Source organism: Bacillus sp. EKM202B (assembly GCF_011066025.1).
Taxonomy (GTDB): Bacteria; Bacillota; Bacilli; order Bacillales; family Bacillaceae_G; genus Bacillus_A; species Bacillus_A toyonensis.
This window is the reverse complement of the sequence record NZ_JAAMNK010000028.1, coordinates 22599-40513: the sequence shown is the minus strand read 5'-3', so window position 1 is coordinate 40513 and position 17915 is coordinate 22599. Positions and strand designations below refer to the sequence as shown.

General features: G+C 40.6%; 16 protein-coding genes and 1 other annotated feature. All 16 genes read left to right on the top strand.

Translation table 11 applies throughout. The annotated features are described in order from the left end of the window. Positions 1-426, top strand: a complete 426-nt coding sequence (gene rplK, locus G9F74_RS24115) for a 50S ribosomal protein L11 (protein ID WP_001085872.1) — start codon at positions 1-3, stop codon at positions 424-426. Between the two features lie 179 nt (positions 427-605). Then, on the top strand, positions 606-1298 hold the full coding sequence (gene rplA / locus G9F74_RS24110) for a 50S ribosomal protein L1 (protein WP_002093855.1): 693 nt from the start codon (positions 606-608) through the stop codon (positions 1296-1298). Positions 1299-1347: 49 nt separating this feature from the next. Then, positions 1348-1493, top strand: a sequence feature (ribosomal protein L10 leader region). Positions 1494-1532: 39 nt separating this feature from the next. Continuing rightward, a complete protein-coding gene (gene rplJ / locus G9F74_RS24105; protein ID WP_000048718.1) occupies positions 1533-2033 on the top strand; it encodes a 50S ribosomal protein L10 in 501 nt (166 codons plus the stop codon). A gap of 67 nt (positions 2034-2100) precedes the next feature. Next, a complete protein-coding gene (rplL, locus tag G9F74_RS24100) occupies positions 2101-2460 on the top strand; it encodes a 50S ribosomal protein L7/L12 (RefSeq protein ID WP_000159737.1) in 360 nt (119 codons plus the stop codon). Between the two features lie 74 nt (positions 2461-2534). After that, positions 2535-3134 carry a class I SAM-dependent methyltransferase gene (locus tag G9F74_RS24095; protein ID WP_016107362.1) on the top strand — a complete coding sequence of 200 codons (600 nt, stop codon included), beginning with the start codon at positions 2535-2537 and terminating at the stop codon, positions 3132-3134. A 291-nt stretch (positions 3135-3425) separates the two neighbouring features. Beyond that, a complete protein-coding gene (gene rpoB / locus G9F74_RS24090; protein ID WP_000147560.1) occupies positions 3426-6959 on the top strand; it encodes a DNA-directed RNA polymerase subunit beta in 3534 nt (1177 codons plus the stop codon). 37 nt (positions 6960-6996) lie between these two features. Beyond that, complete coding sequence (gene rpoC, locus G9F74_RS24085; RefSeq protein ID WP_000567945.1) at positions 6997-10608, top strand: DNA-directed RNA polymerase subunit beta'; 3612 nt, start codon at positions 6997-6999, stop codon at positions 10606-10608. 113 nt (positions 10609-10721) lie between these two features. After that, entirely contained in the window at positions 10722-10970 is a 249-nt protein-coding gene (locus G9F74_RS24080) for a 50S ribosomal protein L7ae-like protein (RefSeq protein WP_000121831.1), read from the top strand. A 114-nt stretch (positions 10971-11084) separates the two neighbouring features. Beyond that, entirely contained in the window at positions 11085-11507 is a 423-nt protein-coding gene (gene rpsL / locus G9F74_RS24075; protein WP_001142341.1) for a 30S ribosomal protein S12, read from the top strand. A gap of 29 nt (positions 11508-11536) precedes the next feature. After that, positions 11537-12007 carry a 30S ribosomal protein S7 gene (gene rpsG, locus G9F74_RS24070; RefSeq protein WP_001137492.1) on the top strand — a complete coding sequence of 157 codons (471 nt, stop codon included), beginning with the start codon at positions 11537-11539 and terminating at the stop codon, positions 12005-12007. A gap of 206 nt (positions 12008-12213) precedes the next feature. Further along, positions 12214-14292: an elongation factor G gene (gene fusA, locus G9F74_RS24065; RefSeq protein WP_000196385.1), complete on the top strand. Its 2079-nt coding sequence runs from the start codon at positions 12214-12216 to the stop codon at positions 14290-14292. A 117-nt stretch (positions 14293-14409) separates the two neighbouring features. Next, positions 14410-15597 carry an elongation factor Tu gene (tuf, locus tag G9F74_RS24060; protein WP_001029617.1) on the top strand — a complete coding sequence of 396 codons (1188 nt, stop codon included), beginning with the start codon at positions 14410-14412 and terminating at the stop codon, positions 15595-15597. A gap of 396 nt (positions 15598-15993) precedes the next feature. Beyond that, entirely contained in the window at positions 15994-16302 is a 309-nt protein-coding gene (gene rpsJ, locus G9F74_RS24055) for a 30S ribosomal protein S10 (protein ID WP_001040595.1), read from the top strand. A 34-nt stretch (positions 16303-16336) separates the two neighbouring features. Further along, positions 16337-16969 carry a 50S ribosomal protein L3 gene (gene rplC / locus G9F74_RS24050; RefSeq protein ID WP_000160209.1) on the top strand — a complete coding sequence of 211 codons (633 nt, stop codon included), beginning with the start codon at positions 16337-16339 and terminating at the stop codon, positions 16967-16969. Positions 16970-16994: 25 nt separating this feature from the next. Beyond that, positions 16995-17618 carry a 50S ribosomal protein L4 gene (gene rplD / locus G9F74_RS24045; protein ID WP_001127258.1) on the top strand — a complete coding sequence of 208 codons (624 nt, stop codon included), beginning with the start codon at positions 16995-16997 and terminating at the stop codon, positions 17616-17618. Beyond that, positions 17618-17908, top strand: a complete 291-nt coding sequence (gene rplW, locus G9F74_RS24040) for a 50S ribosomal protein L23 (RefSeq protein ID WP_001205558.1) — start codon at positions 17618-17620, stop codon at positions 17906-17908. Before rplD ends, rplW begins: the two co-directional genes overlap by 1 nt. Positions 17909-17915 lie beyond the last annotated feature (7 nt).

Here is a 17915-nt window from a genome sequence, read left to right as displayed (position 1 = left end):
GTGGCTAAAAAGGTAATTAAAATGGTAAAGCTTCAAATTCCTGCAGGTAAAGCTAACCCAGCTCCACCAGTTGGTCCAGCATTAGGACAAGCAGGTGTTAACATCATGGGCTTCTGTAAAGAGTTTAACGCTCGTACAGCAGATCAAGCTGGTCTTATCATCCCTGTTGAAATTACGGTATTTGAGGACCGTTCATTCACTTTCATTACTAAAACTCCTCCTGCTGCTGTTCTTCTTAAGAAAGTAGCTGGTATTGAGTCTGGTTCTGGTGAACCAAACCGTAATAAAGTGGCAACTGTTAAGCGTGATAAAGTACGCGAAATCGCTGAAACTAAAATGCCTGACCTAAACGCTGCTAGCGTAGAAGCTGCAATGCGTATGGTTGAAGGTACTGCACGCAGTATGGGCATCGTTATCGAAGACTAATTCGATTTGTTTTTAAAAAAGGTTGCGGGTCTGGAATTCCAATTCGCAACCTTTATTATCGTAAATGATTATCGTTTTTTAAAATAAAAGGATGGCGCGCATCCTCAGGTTATCCCTGGAAAAAAGGCGTAAACGTGGGAGGTTATTCCGCTAAAACCACATTCGAGGAGGAAATAAAAATGGCTAAAAGAGGTAAAAAGTACGTAGAAGCTGCGAAGCTTGTTGATCGTGCAACTGCTTACTCTGCAACAGAAGCAGTAGAATTAGTAAAGAAAACAAACACAGCTAAATTTGATGCAACTGTAGAAGCTGCATTCCGTTTAGGTGTTGACCCTAAGAAAGCTGACCAACAAATTCGTGGCGCAGTTGTTCTTCCACACGGTACTGGTAAAGTACAACGTGTATTAGTATTCGCTAAAGGCGAAAAAGCAAAAGAAGCTGAAGCTGCTGGCGCTGAATTCGTAGGCGATGCTGATTACATCGGTAAAATCCAACAAGGTTGGTTCGACTTCGATGTAGTAGTAGCAACTCCTGACATGATGGGTGAAGTTGGTAAACTTGGTCGCGTATTAGGACCTAAAGGTTTAATGCCAAACCCTAAAACTGGAACAGTTACTTTCGATGTAACTAAAGCTGTTAACGAAATCAAAGCTGGTAAAGTTGAATACCGCGTTGATAAAGCTGGTAACATCCACGTTCCAATCGGTAAAGTATCTTTCGAAGATGCTAAACTAGTAGAAAACTTCAAAACAATTGCTGACACGCTACAAAAAGCTAAGCCAGCTGCTGCAAAAGGTACTTACATGAAGAATGCAACTGTTGCTTCTACAATGGGACCTGGCGTACGCGTAGACGTTTCTACACTTGCGTAAAAATTGGAAGTTGACTTCATAAAGAAGTTTTAATATAATCATTTATGTTGTGAATTTAAATAGTGTACCGTAGACAGTAGGTGTCATTCGACTTAATTTCCTACCTAGGTGTTAATATACGAAGCGGAATCTTTTTTTCTGTGACTATATGCCTCCATGTCTACAAGTTGGGCATGGAGGTTTTTAGTGCACTTTCGGTACATCTTCTATATAATCTACAGGAGGTGTAATAACATGAGCAAAGTAATCGAAACTAAACAACAAGTTGTAACTGAAATCGCGGACAAACTTCGCGCTAGTAAATCTACAATCGTTGTTGACTACCGTGGTTTAACAGTTTCTGAAGCAACAGAATTACGTAAGCAATTACGTGAAGCTGGCGTTGAGTTCAAAGTTTACAAAAACTCTTTAACTCGTCGTGCTGCAGAGTCTGCTGAAATGGCTGAGTTAAACGAATTCTTAACAGGACCAAACGCAATCGCGTTCAGTAACGAGGATGTAGTTGCTCCTGCGAAAGTATTAAACGACTTCGCTACAAAACATGAAGCTTTAGAAATTAAAGCGGGCGTAATCGAAGGTAAACTTGTAACACTTGATGAGGTTAAAGCTATCGCTACTCTTCCATCACGTGAAGGCTTACTTTCTATGCTTCTTAGCGTTCTTCAAGCTCCAATCCGTAACCTTGCACTTGCTACTAAAGCAGTTGCAGAACAAAAGGAAGAGCAAGGCGCTTAATTTTTTAAAAGATAATTACTTGTTATCTATAAAACAATACAAACCTATTTAAGGGAGGATATTTACAATGACTAAAGAACAAATCATTGAAGCAGTTAAATCTATGACTGTATTAGAACTTAACGACTTAGTAAAAGCTATCGAGGAAGAATTCGGCGTAACTGCTGCTGCTCCTGTAGCTGTAGCTGGTGGCGCTGGTGAAGCTGCTGCTGAGAAAACTGAATTTGACGTAGTACTTGCAAGTGCTGGCGCTCAAAAAATCAAGGTTATCAAAGCTGTACGTGAAATCACTGGTCTTGGCTTAAAAGAAGCTAAAGAATTAGTTGACAACACTCCAAAAGCAATCAAAGAAGGCGTTTCTAAAGAGGAAGCTGAAGAAATGAAAGCTAAACTTGAAGAAGTTGGCGCTGCTGTAGAAGTTAAGTAATTAACTTTTGATGCTTTAAAAAGCTCGCTCTCATGCGAGCTTTTTTTTTAACTGTAAAGAAAAGAGGTGGCCATATGGCAGACCATTATTTTTCTAACGACCCTTCTAGTAAGAGTGATCGTAAACGATGGGAATTTACGCTTCGTGAATCTCGATTTACTTTTTTATCTGACCATGGGGTGTTCTCGAAAAACGAAGTGGACTTTGGTTCTCGTCTTTTAATTGAAGCGTTTCAAATGCCAGATGTTAAAGGTAATGTGTTAGACGTAGGGTGTGGGTACGGTCCAATCGGTTTGTCGTTAGCGAAAGAGTTTCAAGATCGTGAAGTTCACATGGTGGATGTGAATGAAAGGGCCTTGGGGCTTGCAAAAGAAAATGCCGCTAATAACAAAATTGAAAATGTACGTATTTTGCAAAGTAGTGTCTATGAAAATGTAGATGGCAAGTATGCTGTTATTCTATCTAATCCTCCAATTCGTGCTGGTAAAGATATCGTGCATGAGATTTTAGAAAAAGCTGTAGAGTATTTAGTTTCAGGTGGAGAATTGTGGATTGTTATTCAAAAGAAACAAGGTGCACCATCTGCGCTAAAAAAACTAGAAGAAGTATTTTCTGAAGTTGAAGTTGTAGAAAAGAAAAAAGGATATTATATCATAAAATCAAAAAAGCGTTGACGGTTATTTTTGGCTATGTTAACATTATACAATGCCAATATATGATTTTCTGCGTTGAGAAAAGATGTATATTTTTGTTTCTCTTGGAAAAGATAGTAAAATCAGCAGATTATGAAACAGAATGATGGTTTTCTTAAAGAAGCCATTTTTCTTTTTGAGCAGGTAGAAAGACTCAACGTATCTATCTTTAAGAGAAAAAAACTACGCTAATAGCAGTAGTTGTATTTATTTGTGATTTTGCACAAATTTTTTTGTGCATTTATAATACTCATGATTTGAGGGGTGAAGCAGTTGACAGGTCAACTAGTTCAATACGGACGCCACCGCCAACGAAGAAGTTATGCCCGTATTAGTGAAGTATTAGAGTTACCAAATCTTATCGAAATTCAAACCTCTTCTTATCAGTGGTTTCTTGATGAGGGTTTGCGAGAAATGTTCCAAGACATTTCTCCGATCGAAGACTTTACGGGAAATCTATCGCTTGAATTTATCGACTACAGCTTAGGTGAACCTAAATACTCTGTAGAAGAATGCAAAGAGCGTGATGTGACGTATGCAGCACCACTTCGTGTAAAAGTGCGTCTAATCAACAAGGAAACTGGTGAAGTAAAAGAACAAGATGTGTTCATGGGAGATTTCCCACTCATGACAGAGACTGGAACATTCGTAATTAACGGTGCAGAACGTGTTATCGTTTCCCAGTTAGTTCGCTCTCCAAGCGTATACTATAGTGGCAAAGTGGATAAAAACGGAAAACGTGGTTTTACTGCTACTGTAATTCCAAACCGCGGGGCTTGGTTAGAGTATGAGACAGATGCTAAGGATGTTGTATATGTACGTATTGACCGTACTCGTAAACTTCCTGTAACTGTTTTGTTACGCGCATTAGGGTTTGGCTCTGATCAAGAAATCACCGAGCTTTTAGGTGATAACGAATACTTAAGCAACACGTTAGAAAAAGACAACACAGATAGCACAGAAAAAGCATTGCTTGAAATTTATGAGCGTCTACGCCCTGGTGAACCACCAACAGTAGAAAATGCAAAGAGCTTACTTGTGTCTCGTTTCTTTGATCCGAAGCGCTACGACTTAGCAAATGTAGGTCGCTATAAGATCAACAAAAAGCTACACATTAAAAATAGATTGTTTAACCAACGTTTAGCTGAAACACTGGTGGATCCAGAAACTGGTGAAATTTTAGCGGCAGAAGGAACAGTCTTAGATCGTCGTACGCTTGATCGCATTCTACCTTACTTAGAGAAAAACATTGGATTCAAAACAGCGAAACCAATGGGTGGAGTGGTAGCAGGCGATGTTGAGCTGCAATCTATTAAGATTTATGCTCCTGAGTCAGAAGGCGAACGCGTAATTAACGTAATTGGTAATGCAAATATTACTCGTGATATAAAACATATTACACCAGGTGATATCCTTGCTTCTATCAGCTACTTCTTCAACCTACTATACAAAGTAGGGGACACAGACGATATCGACCACTTAGGAAACCGTCGTTTACGTTCAGTAGGAGAGCTTTTACAAAACCAATTCCGTATCGGTCTTTCTCGTATGGAACGTGTTGTTCGTGAGAGAATGTCGATTCAAGATACAAATGCAATTACACCACAGGCGTTAATTAACATCCGTCCTGTTATTGCATCTATTAAAGAGTTCTTCGGAAGTTCTCAGTTATCTCAGTTCATGGACCAAACAAACCCATTAGCAGAGTTAACTCACAAACGAAGACTATCTGCATTAGGACCCGGTGGTTTAACGCGTGAGCGCGCAGGCTTTGAAGTGCGTGACGTTCACTACTCTCACTACGGTCGTATGTGTCCGATTGAAACACCAGAGGGACCAAACATCGGTTTGATTAACTCATTATCTTCGTTCGCGAAAGTAAATGAGTTTGGTTTCATTGAAACACCATACCGTCGTGTTGACCCAGAAACTGGTCTTGTAACAGGGCAGGTTGATTATTTAACAGCAGATGAAGAAGATAATTATGTTGTAGCCCAAGCGAATATGAAATTATCTGAAGAAGGAGAATTCCTTGATGAAGATATCGTAGCTCGTTTCCGTGGTGAAAACATTGTCACAAATAAAGAACGCATCGACTATATGGATGTATCTCCAAAGCAAGTAGTGTCGGCAGCGACAGCTTGTATTCCGTTCTTAGAAAACGATGACTCTAACCGCGCACTTATGGGAGCGAACATGCAACGTCAGGCGGTTCCGTTAATGAATCCGGAATCACCGATTGTAGGTACAGGTATGGAGTACGTATCAGCAAAAGACTCAGGTGCTGCAGTAATCTGTAAACACCCTGGTGTTGTTGAACGCGTAGAAGCACGTGAAGTTTGGGTACGTCGCTATGTAGAAGTTGACGGTCAAACAGTAAAAGGCGACTTAGATCGCTACAAAATGCAAAAATTCATTCGTTCTAACCAAGGAACTTGCTACAACCAACGTCCAATCGTAAGTGTTGGAAATGAAGTTGTAAAAGGTGAAATCCTTGCGGATGGTCCTTCTATGGAATTAGGTGAACTAGCACTTGGACGTAACGTGCTTGTTGGCTTCATGACATGGGACGGTTATAACTATGAGGATGCGATCATTATGAGTGAGCGCCTTGTAAAAGATGATGTGTACACTTCTATTCATATTGAAGAATATGAGTCAGAAGCTCGTGATACGAAGCTTGGACCAGAAGAAATTACACGTGATATTCCAAACGTCGGAGAAGATGCACTTCGTAACCTTGATGAGCGTGGTATTATTCGCGTCGGTGCTGAAGTAAAAGATGGAGATCTACTTGTTGGTAAAGTAACACCTAAAGGTGTAACAGAACTAACAGCAGAAGAACGTCTATTACATGCAATCTTCGGTGAAAAAGCACGTGAAGTACGTGATACATCACTACGTGTACCACATGGTGGTGGCGGTATTATCTTAGACGTAAAAGTATTCAACCGTGAAGATGGCGATGAATTGCCACCGGGCGTGAATCAACTTGTACGTGCGTATATCGTTCAAAAACGTAAAATTTCTGAAGGTGACAAGATGGCAGGACGTCACGGTAACAAAGGTGTTATCTCTCGTATTTTACCAGAAGAAGATATGCCTTACTTACCAGATGGTACGCCAATCGATATCATGTTAAACCCATTAGGGGTACCATCTCGTATGAATATCGGTCAGGTATTAGAGCTTCATCTTGGTATGGCAGCAAGATACCTTGGCATTCACATTGCAACACCAGTATTCGATGGTGCTCGTGAGGAAGATGTATGGGGCACAATTGAAGAAGCTGGTATGGCAAATGACGCGAAAACAATCCTGTATGACGGACGTACTGGTGAACCATTCGATAACCGCGTATCTGTTGGTGTCATGTATATGATCAAACTTGCGCACATGGTTGACGATAAACTTCATGCTCGTTCTACTGGACCATACTCACTTGTAACGCAGCAACCTCTTGGAGGTAAAGCTCAGTTCGGTGGACAGCGTTTCGGTGAGATGGAGGTTTGGGCACTTGAAGCTTATGGTGCTGCTTATACTCTTCAAGAAATCTTAACAGTGAAGTCTGATGATGTTATCGGACGTGTTAAGACGTATGAAGCAATTGTTAAAGGTGAAAATGTTCCAGAACCAGGCGTTCCTGAATCATTCAAAGTATTGATTAAAGAACTGCAAAGTTTAGGTATGGACGTTAAAATGATGTCTAGCGACGATAAAGAAATCGAAATGCGTGATACAGAAGATGACGACGATCATCAATCAGCAGATAAATTGAATGTCGAAGTTGAGACAACTAAGGAATAATTGGGATAACCTGTAGACTAAAAGGGAGGTAGGCCCCTTGATAGATGTAAATAACTTTGAATATATGAAGATTGGACTTGCTTCACCTGACAAGATTCGTTCTTGGTCATACGGTGAAGTTAAGAAACCAGAAACAATTAACTATCGTACGTTAAAGCCTGAAAAAGATGGCTTGTTCTGTGAGCGTATTTTCGGACCACAAAAGGACTGGGAATGTCATTGCGGAAAATACAAACGTGTACGTTATAAAGGTGTAGTTTGTGATCGATGTGGCGTTGAAGTAACGCGTGCAAAAGTTCGTCGTGAACGTATGGGTCATATCGAATTAGCTGCTCCTGTATCTCATATTTGGTATTTCAAAGGTATCCCGAGCCGCATGGGACTTGTCTTAGACATGTCCCCTCGCGCGCTTGAAGAAGTAATTTATTTCGCTTCTTATGTTGTAACAGAAAGTGGAGATACACCACTTGATAAGAAGCAATTACTTTCTGAAAAAGAATACCGTGCATATCGTGATCGATATGGTAGCACATTCCAAGCTGCTATGGGTGCAGAAGCGATTAAAAAGCTACTACAAGATATCGATTTAGATAAAGAAGTAGACTTCTTAAAAGAAGAATTAAAAACAGCACAAGGACAACGCCGTACTCGTGCTATTAAACGTCTAGAAGTATTAGAAGCATTCCGTAACTCTGGAAATCACCCATCTTGGATGATCCTAGATGTTCTTCCAGTTATCCCACCAGAACTACGCCCAATGGTACAGTTGGATGGTGGACGTTTTGCTACTTCTGATTTAAACGACTTGTACCGTCGTGTAATTAACCGTAACAACCGTTTAAAACGTCTATTGGACTTAGGTGCACCAAGCATCATCGTTCAAAACGAAAAACGTATGTTACAAGAAGCTGTAGACGCATTAATCGATAATGGTCGCCGTGGCCGTCCAGTTACTGGACCAGGTAACCGTCCATTAAAATCTCTATCTCACATGCTTAAAGGTAAACAAGGACGTTTCCGTCAAAACTTATTAGGTAAACGTGTTGACTACTCTGGTCGTTCAGTAATCGTTGTAGGACCGAACTTAAAGATGTACCAATGTGGATTACCGAAAGAAATGGCGCTTGAACTGTTCAAACCTTTCGTTATGAAAGAGTTAGTTGAAAAAGGTTTAGCACACAACATTAAGAGTGCTAAACGTAAAATCGAGCGTGTACAACCTGAAGTTTGGGACGTTTTAGAATCTGTGATTAAAGAACATCCAGTACTTCTAAACCGCGCACCAACACTTCACCGTCTTGGTATCCAGGCGTTTGAACCTACACTAGTAGAAGGTCGTGCAATCCGTCTTCACCCACTTGTATGTACTGCATACAACGCGGACTTTGACGGTGACCAAATGGCGGTTCACGTTCCGTTATCATCAGAAGCACAAGCAGAAGCTCGTATTCTTATGTTAGCGGCACAAAACATCTTGAATCCAAAAGACGGAAAACCAGTTGTTACTCCATCTCAGGATATGGTATTAGGTAACTACTACTTAACACTTGAGCGTGAAGGTGCAATCGGTGAAGGTATGGTCTTCAAAGATGCCAACGAAGCAATACTTGCATACCAAAATGGATATGTACATCTGCACACGCGTGTTGCAGTTGCTGCAAGTTCAGTAAATAATGTAACGTTTACTGAAGAGCAAAAAGGTAAGCTTCTATTAACAACAGTTGGTAAATTAATATTTAACGAAATCTTACCAGAGTCGTTCCCTTATATTAACGAACCAACAAACTCAAACCTTGAAAAAGAAACACCAGCGGAATATTTCGTTGAAAAAGGTGCGAACATTAAAGAAATTATTGCTAGTCGCGAAGAAGTGGCACCATTTAGCAAGAAGATTCTTGGTAACATCATTGCGGAAGTATTCAAGCGTTTCAAAATTACAGAGACGTCTCGCATGCTTGACCGTATGAAGAACTTAGGATTTAAATACTCTACAAAAGCTGGTATTACAGTTGGGGTATCTGACATTCTTGTATTAGGTGAAAAAGATGAAATTCTCCACGAAGCACAAGCAAAAGTAGATAATGTAATTAAACAATTCCGTCGCGGTTTAATCACGGAAGAAGAACGTTACGATCGTGTTATCTCTATTTGGAGTAATGCAAAAGACGTTATCCAAGGAAAACTGATGAAGTCCTTGAATAAACGCAATCCAATCTTCATGATGAGTGATTCCGGTGCCCGTGGTAACGCATCTAACTTCACTCAGCTTGCTGGTATGCGTGGTCTGATGGCCAATCCATCTGGTCGTATCATTGAACTTCCGATCAAATCAAGTTTCCGTGAAGGTTTAACAGTACTTGAGTACTTCATCTCTACGCATGGTGCTCGTAAAGGTCTTGCCGATACAGCACTTAAGACTGCCGATTCTGGTTACTTAACACGTCGTCTTGTAGACGTTGCACAAGATGTAATTGTTCGTGAAGATGATTGTGGAACAGATCGCGGTTTACTAATCGGTGCGATTAAAGAGGGTAATGAAGTAATTGAGTCATTATATGATCGTCTTGTTGGACGTTTTGCAAGAAAAACTGTAAAACATCCTGAAACAGGTGAAGTATTAGTTGCTGAAAATCAATTAATTACTGAAGATATCGCTCATATCGTTGAAAATTCGGGTGTTGAAACTGTAAACATTCGTTCAGCGTTTACGTGTAACACTCGCCATGGTGTATGTAAGAAGTGTTACGGTCGTAACTTAGCAACTGGTACAGACGTAGAAGTAGGAGAAGCGGTAGGTATTATCGCGGCTCAATCTATCGGTGAGCCAGGTACACAGTTAACGATGCGTACGTTCCATACAGGTGGGGTTGCCGGTGATGATATCACACAAGGTTTACCTCGTATCCAAGAGATCTTTGAAGCTCGTAATCCGAAAGGTCAGGCAGTTATCAGTGAAATCGACGGTGTTATCGCAGCAATCAACGATGTTAAAGATCGCCAAGAAGTAGTTGTACAGGGTGAGGTTGAAGCTCGTACGTATGCTATTCCTTACGGTGCTCGTCTGAAAGTAACGCCAGGACAGCCAATTAGCCACGGTAAAGAGTTAACAGAAGGTTCTATTGATCCGAAAGAATTACTAAAAGTAACGGACATTACGGCAGTTCAAGAATACTTATTACGTGAAGTTCAAAAAGTATACCGTATGCAAGGGGTAGAAATTGGTGACAAACACGTAGAGGTAATGGTACGTCAAATGCTACGTAAAGTTCGTGTAAGTGATGCAGGTGAAACAGATGTATTACCAGGAACATTACTAGATATCCATCAGTTTACTGATGCGAATGCGAAGGTGTTACTGCAAGGTAAACAACCAGCAACGGCTAGACCTGTTCTACTTGGTATTACAAAAGCTTCACTTGAAACTGATTCATTCTTATCTGCAGCATCATTCCAAGAAACAACTCGTGTCTTAACTGATGCAGCAATTAAAGGTAAACGTGATGAGCTTCTAGGACTGAAAGAGAACGTTATTATCGGTAAACTTGTTCCTGCTGGAACAGGTATGAATCGTTATCGCAAAGTGGATCTTGTAAAAACAACACAAGATGACATGAATGTAGAAAACGATGAGATTTATGTGGAACAGTAAAATTTTCCGTCGTAAATTTTGTATAAAAACATCTAATCCTAGTTGACATTGTATGAGTCAAAATGTTACTATAATCAAGGTTGCTCCTGAACGATGCTTTGGAGGATATTTATATGTCTTATCAAAAAGTGTCAAATGCTGAAAATGTAGTCGTTGGTCATAAACGAACATTGGAAGCAATCAAAAATGGTATAGTTAAAGAAGTTGTTATTGCAGAAGATGCTGATGTGCGGTTAACCCATATTATCATTCGCACTGCTTTGCAACATAACATACCCATAACCAAAGTTGAATCAGTTCGTAAGCTTGGAAAAGTTTCGGGGATTCAAGTGGGAGCTTCAGCAATAGGAATAATAAGTTAAAACTGTTTTTGTGAGGAGAGAGCATTTGCTCTTCCTTGCAAAAACTTTGTTTTCAACTAATAATGAACCACCTGGATATGTGGTCATACAAACATGCGAAGGGAGGATAATCAAATGCCTACTATTAACCAATTAGTGAGAAATGGTCGTACTGATAAAGTATGGAAATCTAAATCACCTGCGTTAAACAAAGGTTTTAACTCTTTAAAGAAAAAATCAACTGATATCTCTGCACCTCAAAAACGTGGTGTATGTACTCGTGTTGGTACAATGACTCCAAAGAAACCTAACTCAGCGTTACGTAAATACGCTCGTGTACGTTTAACAAACGGTATTGAAGTTACAGCTTACATCCCAGGTATCGGTCATAACCTACAAGAGCATAGCGTAGTATTAATTCGCGGTGGTCGAGTAAAGGATTTACCAGGGGTACGTTACCACATCGTTCGTGGAGCGCTTGATACAGCTGGTGTTGACAAACGTATGCAAGGACGTTCTAAATATGGTACTAAGCGACCAAAACCTGCTAAAAAATAATAAACTTATAATGAAAGGAGGAACTCAATATGCCTCGTAAAGGACCTGTTGCGAAACGTGACGTGTTACCTGATCCAATGTACAATTCTAAACTTGTAACACGCCTAATCAACAAAATGATGGTTGACGGTAAAAAAGGTAAATCTCAAACAATTCTTTATAACGCTTTCGATATCGTTCGTGAACGTTCAGATAAAGAACCAATGGAAGTATTCGAGCAAGCTCTTAAGAACATCATGCCTGTTCTTGAAGTACGCGCTCGTCGTGTTGGTGGTGCTAACTACCAAGTTCCAGTTGAGGTTCGTCCAGAACGCCGTACAACTTTAGGTCTTCGCTGGTTAGTAAACTATGCTCGTCTTCGTGGTGAAAAAACTATGGAAGAGCGTCTAGCTTACGAAATCTTAGATGCAGCTAACAACGCTGGTGCATCTGTTAAGAAACGTGAAGACACTCATAAAATGGCAGAAGCTAACAAAGCATTTGCTCATTACCGTTGGTAGGATTCAACGTAAAATAAATGTAAGCATAAACCGCTTTATTTGTCGCTTATGGAAGTGTGGAGAGGGAGAATGCCTCTCCCTTTCGTTGGGCGCTCGTTTTACATAATGAGGGTACTGGACACTGGCATATGTAACAATATAAAGTGGCTTTTTTGCTACTTAAAATAAAAAAATCCAATCCATATATGGAAGGAGCAAGACACCAAATGACAAGAGAGTTCTCTTTAGAAAACACTCGTAATATTGGTATCATGGCTCACATCGATGCTGGTAAAACTACAGCAACTGAGCGTATTCTGTATTACACAGGACGTATTCATAAAATCGGTGAAACTCATGAAGGTGCATCTCAGATGGACTGGATGGAGCAAGAGCAAGAGCGTGGTATCACAATTACTTCTGCTGCAACTACAGCTCAATGGAAAGGTCACCGTGTAAACATCATTGACACTCCAGGACACGTAGACTTCACAGTAGAAGTAGAACGTTCTTTACGCGTACTTGATGGTGCGGTAGCAGTACTTGATGCACAATCTGGTGTAGAACCACAAACAGAAACTGTTTGGCGTCAGGCTACTACTTACGGTGTTCCTCGTATCGTATTCGTTAACAAAATGGATAAGATCGGTGCAGATTTCTTATACTCTGTAGGAACAATCCACGATCGTTTACAAGCAAACGCACATCCAATTCAGTTACCAATCGGTGCTGAAGATGAGTTCAATGGTATCATTGACCTTGTTGAAGAGTGTGCTTACATGTACGGTAACGATTTAGGAACAGACATCGAGCGTGTCGAAATTCCTGAAGAGCACAAAGAACTAGCTGAAGAATACCGTGGAAAGCTTATTGAAGCGGTAGCTGAGCTTGATGAAGAAATGATGATGAAGTACCTAGAAGGTGAAGAAATCACTGTAGAAGAGCTTAAAGCTGGTATCCGTAAGGCTACAACTTCTGTAGAATTCTTCCCAGTAATCTGTGGTTCTGCATTCAAAAACAAAGGTGTTCAAATTCTGTTAGACGCAGTTATCGACTACCTACCATCTCCATTAGATGTACCTGCTATTAAAGGTACTCTTCCGGATACAGAGGAAGAAGTAGAACGTAAGTCTAGCGATGAAGAACCATTTGCAGCTTTAGCATTCAAAATCATGACTGACCCTTATGTTGGTAAGTTAACGTTCTTCCGTGTGTACTCTGGTGTGTTAAACTCTGGATCATACGTGAAAAACTCAACTAAAGGTAAGCGTGAGCGTGTAGGTCGTATCCTACAAATGCACGCTAACAGCCGTGAAGAGATTTCAACAGTTTACGCTGGTGACATCGCTGCTGCTGTAGGTTTAAAAGATACTACTACTGGTGATACTCTTTGTGACGAGAAGAGCCTTGTTATCCTTGAGTCTATGGAATTCCCAGAGCCAGTTATCTCTGTAGCTATCGAACCAAAATCTAAAGCTGACCAAGATAAAATGGGTACAGCATTATCTAAGCTTTCTGAAGAAGATCCAACATTCCGTGCTCACACTGACCAAGAAACTGGCCAAACAATCATCGCTGGTATGGGTGAACTTCACCTTGACATCATCGTTGACCGTATGCGCCGTGAATTCAAAGTTGAAGCAAACGTTGGTGCTCCTCAGGTAGCATACCGTGAAACTTTCCGCGCTGCTGCGAAAGTTGAAGGTAAGTTCGCTCGTCAATCTGGTGGACGTGGACAATTCGGTCACGTTTGGATTGAGTTTGCACCTAACGAAGAAGGTAAAGGATTTGAATTCGAAAACAAAATCGTCGGCGGTGTAGTTCCACGTGAATACATCCCAGCTGTTGGAGCGGGTCTTGAAGACTCACTTAAAAATGGTGTACTAGCTGGTTACCCACTAGTTGACATTAAAGCAGCATTAGTTGACGGTTCTTACCATGATGTCGATTCATCTGAGATGGCGTTCAAAATCGCTGCATCTATGGCACTTAAAGCTGCGGTTTCTAAATGTAACCCAGTAATTCTTGAGCCAATGATGAAAGTTGAAGTTGTAATTCCTGAAGAATACATGGGAGACATCATGGGTGACGTAACATCTCGTCGTGGACGTGTAGAAGGTATGGAAGCTCGCGGTAACGCACAAGTTGTTCGCGCTATGGTTCCACTTTCTGAAATGTTCGGTTATGCGACAGCATTACGTTCAAACACTCAAGGACGCGGAACATTCTCAATGACATTTGATCATTATGAAGAAGTACCGAAGTCTGTTTCAGAAGAAATTATTAAAAAAAATAAAGGTGAATAATTGATTTTTATCGATTGTTCAAGTATAACTACTTATGTAAGCTTAGAAAGTGAGGCTTTGGTTTCGCTTTCTAGTCTAAATATAAAATAACCTATATAAACTAAGGAGGAATTTAGAATGGCTAAAGCTAAATTCGAACGTTCTAAACCCCATGTTAACATCGGTACAATCGGCCACGTTGACCATGGTAAAACTACATTAACTGCTGCGATCACTACAGTTCTTGCAAAAGCTGGTGGTGCTGAAGCACGCGGATACGATCAAATCGACGCTGCTCCAGAAGAAAGAGAGCGCGGAATTACAATCTCAACTGCACACGTTGAGTACGAAACTGAAACTCGTCACTATGCACACGTTGACTGCCCAGGTCACGCTGACTATGTTAAAAACATGATCACTGGTGCTGCTCAAATGGACGGCGGTATCTTAGTAGTATCTGCTGCTGATGGCCCAATGCCTCAAACACGTGAGCACATCCTTCTTTCTCGTCAAGTAGGTGTACCTTACATCGTTGTATTCTTAAACAAATGCGACATGGTAGACGACGAAGAATTATTAGAATTAGTAGAAATGGAAGTTCGTGACCTATTATCTGAATACGGATTCCCAGGCGACGACATTCCTGTAATCAAAGGTTCTGCTCTTAAAGCTCTTCAAGGAGAAGCTGATTGGGAAGCAAAAATCATTGAATTAATGACTGAAGTTGATGCTTACATCCCAACTCCAGAACGTGAAACTGACAAACCATTCTTAATGCCTATCGAGGATGTATTCTCTATCACAGGTCGTGGTACAGTTGCAACTGGTCGTGTAGAGCGCGGAATCGTTAAAGTTGGTGACGTAGTAGAAATCATCGGTCTTGCTGAAGAGAATGCTTCTACAACTGTAACTGGTGTAGAAATGTTCCGTAAACTTCTTGACCAAGCTCAAGCTGGAGACAACATCGGTGCTCTTCTTCGTGGGGTTGCTCGTGAAGACATCCAACGTGGACAAGTTCTTGCTAAAACTGGCTCTGTAAAAGCACACGCTAAATTCAAAGCTGAAGTTTTCGTATTATCTAAAGAAGAAGGTGGACGTCACACTCCATTCTTCGCTAACTACCGTCCTCAGTTCTACTTCCGTACAACTGACGTAACTGGTATCATCCAATTACCAGAAGGTACTGAAATGGTAATGCCTGGTGACAACATCGAAATGACTATCGAACTTATCGCTCCAATCGCTATCGAAGAGGGAACTAAATTCTCTATTCGTGAAGGTGGACGTACAGTAGGTTACGGCGTAGTTGCAACTATCGTTGAGTAATCTTAACTGATATAAAAACCCAAGGGAGAATCCCTTGGGTTTTTATTTGTGTTTATATAATGAGTAAGATTATATTTTTATGTTTTGACGAGTTTCTTCTATAGTAATATAAAACCAACAAAACAAAACCCAGAAACTGTAAAATGAATTCTGTTAGATGAAAACTTGAAATTCTTTAAAGTGCCATGTATAATAGCAAAAGTAGAGAAAAGCAGATGCAAACAAAAAGATGCTTGCATCTAGACGAATAACATTGTATAATAGACAATGTTGGTCTTTGACTGCGATGAAGTGGAAGGTTGCTGACACACCCGGCCGCTTTGCCATGGCATGGTGTGGGGAAATTTCCATGGAGAAGGTCTATTTTAGAAATAGGCGAACGAAGGAGGGAAAATAATGGCAAAAGAAAAAATTCGTATCCGTTTAAAAGCTTATGATCACCGTATTCTTGATCAATCAGCTGAGAAAATTGTAGAAACAGCTAAGCGTTCTGGGGCAACAGTTTCTGGTCCGATCCCATTACCAACTGAGAAGACTATTTACACAATTCTTCGTGCTGTTCATAAGTACAAAGATTCTCGTGAGCAATTCGAAATGCGCACACACAAACGTTTAATCGATATCGTGAGTCCTACTCCACAAACAGTAGATTCATTAATGCGTTTAGACTTACCGTCTGGTGTAGATATCGAAATCAAACTATAAATTATATAACTTAAAAATGTAGGAGGTGTAACTCATGACCAAAGGAATCTTAGGAAGAAAGATCGGTATGACTCAAGTATTTGCTGAGAACGGTGAGTTAATCCCAGTAACAGTTATCGCTGCTAATCCAAACGTTGTTCTTCAAAAGAAAACAACTGAAACTGATGGCTACAATGCAATCCAGTTAGGATTTGAAGATAAACGTGAAAAGTTAACTAACAAACCTGAACAAGGCCACACTGCTAAAGCATCTACAACTCCTAAGCGCTTCATTCGCGAAATCCGCGATGCAGACGTGGACGGATTAGAGGTTGGTCAAGAGGTAAAAGTTGAAGTTTTCGCTGCAGGTGAAATCGTTGACGTAACAGGAATTTCTAAAGGTAAAGGTTTCCAAGGTGTTATCAAACGCCACGGACAATCTCGCGGACCTATGTCTCATGGTTCTCGCTATCACCGTCGTCCAGGTTCAATGGGCCCAGTTGCTCCGAACCGTGTATTCAAAGGCAAAAAACTTGCTGGACGTATGGGTGGAGACCAAGTTACTATCCAAAACTTAGAAATCGTTCAAGTTGACACTGAGCGCAACTTATTACTAGTAAAAGGTAACGTTCCAGGTGCTAAGAAATCTCTTGTAGTTGTTCAAGGCGCTGTGAAGGTTAGCAAATAATTCACAATAGGAAGGAGGAATTCCAATGCCAAAAGTTACTGTATATAACCAAACTGGTTCACAGGTTGGTGAAATCGAATTAGCTGAAGCTATTTTCGGTATCGAACCAAATGAAGCTGTACTTTTCGAAGCTGTAATGATGCAACGTGCATCTTTACGTCAAGGTACACACAAAGTAAAAACTCGTTCTGAAGTTCGCGGTGGTGGTCGTAAACCATGGCGTCAAAAAGGAACTGGACGTGCTCGTCAAGGGTCTATCCGCTCTCCTCAATGGCGTGGTGGTGGTACGGTATTCGGACCTACACCAAGAAGCTATGCGTACAAACTTCCTAAGAAAGTTCGTCGTTTAGCAATCAAATCTGCATTAGCTACTAAAGTAGTTGAGAACAACATTGTAGTTCTTGAAGACCTAGTGTTAAATGCACCAAAAACAAAAGATATGCTAGCAGTACTTAAAGGATTAACTGTTGAGAAGAAAGCTCTTATCGTAACTGCTGATGCAAACGAATCTGTAGAGTTATCTGCTCGCAATATCCCTGGAGTAACAGTAATCACTGCTGATGGCGTAAACGTTTTAGACGTGCTTCATCATGATAAGCTAATCATGACAAAAGCGGCAGTGGAAAAAGTAGAGGAGGTGCTTGCATAATGAGAGATCCTCGTGATATCATTAAGCGCCCAGTTATCACTGAACGTTCTATGGAAATGATGGCTGAAAAAAAATACACGTTCGATGTGGACGTTAAATCTAATAAAACAGAAGTTAAAGATGCTCTTGAAGCGATCTTTGGTGTTAAAGTAGAAAAAGTGAACATCATGAACTACAAGCCGAAAGCAAAACGCGTTGGTCGTCACGCTGGTTTTACTAGCCGTCGTCGTAAAGCAATCGTTAAGCTAACTGCTGACAGCAAAGAAATCGAAATCTTCCAAGGCGTTTAATTCTTAC

What these genes read in the sequence shown, in the direction of transcription:
- rplA (WP_002093855.1), top strand. Translation starts at nt 606, where the DNA reads ATGGCTAAAAGAGGTAAAAAGTACGTAGAAGCTGCGAAGCTTGTTGAT.
- rplJ (WP_000048718.1), top strand. Translation starts at nt 1,533, where the DNA reads ATGAGCAAAGTAATCGAAACTAAACAACAAGTTGTAACTGAAATCGCG.
- rplL (WP_000159737.1), top strand. Translation starts at nt 2,101, where the DNA reads ATGACTAAAGAACAAATCATTGAAGCAGTTAAATCTATGACTGTATTA.
- G9F74_RS24095 (WP_016107362.1), top strand. Translation starts at nt 2,535, where the DNA reads ATGGCAGACCATTATTTTTCTAACGACCCTTCTAGTAAGAGTGATCGT.
- G9F74_RS24080 (WP_000121831.1), top strand. Translation starts at nt 10,722, where the DNA reads ATGTCTTATCAAAAAGTGTCAAATGCTGAAAATGTAGTCGTTGGTCAT.
- rpsL (WP_001142341.1), top strand. Translation starts at nt 11,085, where the DNA reads ATGCCTACTATTAACCAATTAGTGAGAAATGGTCGTACTGATAAAGTA.
- rpsG (WP_001137492.1), top strand. Translation starts at nt 11,537, where the DNA reads ATGCCTCGTAAAGGACCTGTTGCGAAACGTGACGTGTTACCTGATCCA.
- fusA (WP_000196385.1), top strand. Translation starts at nt 12,214, where the DNA reads ATGACAAGAGAGTTCTCTTTAGAAAACACTCGTAATATTGGTATCATG.
- tuf (WP_001029617.1), top strand. Translation starts at nt 14,410, where the DNA reads ATGGCTAAAGCTAAATTCGAACGTTCTAAACCCCATGTTAACATCGGT.
- rpsJ (WP_001040595.1), top strand. Translation starts at nt 15,994, where the DNA reads ATGGCAAAAGAAAAAATTCGTATCCGTTTAAAAGCTTATGATCACCGT.
- rplC (WP_000160209.1), top strand. Translation starts at nt 16,337, where the DNA reads ATGACCAAAGGAATCTTAGGAAGAAAGATCGGTATGACTCAAGTATTT.
- rplD (WP_001127258.1), top strand. Translation starts at nt 16,995, where the DNA reads ATGCCAAAAGTTACTGTATATAACCAAACTGGTTCACAGGTTGGTGAA.
- rplW (WP_001205558.1), top strand. Translation starts at nt 17,618, where the DNA reads ATGAGAGATCCTCGTGATATCATTAAGCGCCCAGTTATCACTGAACGT.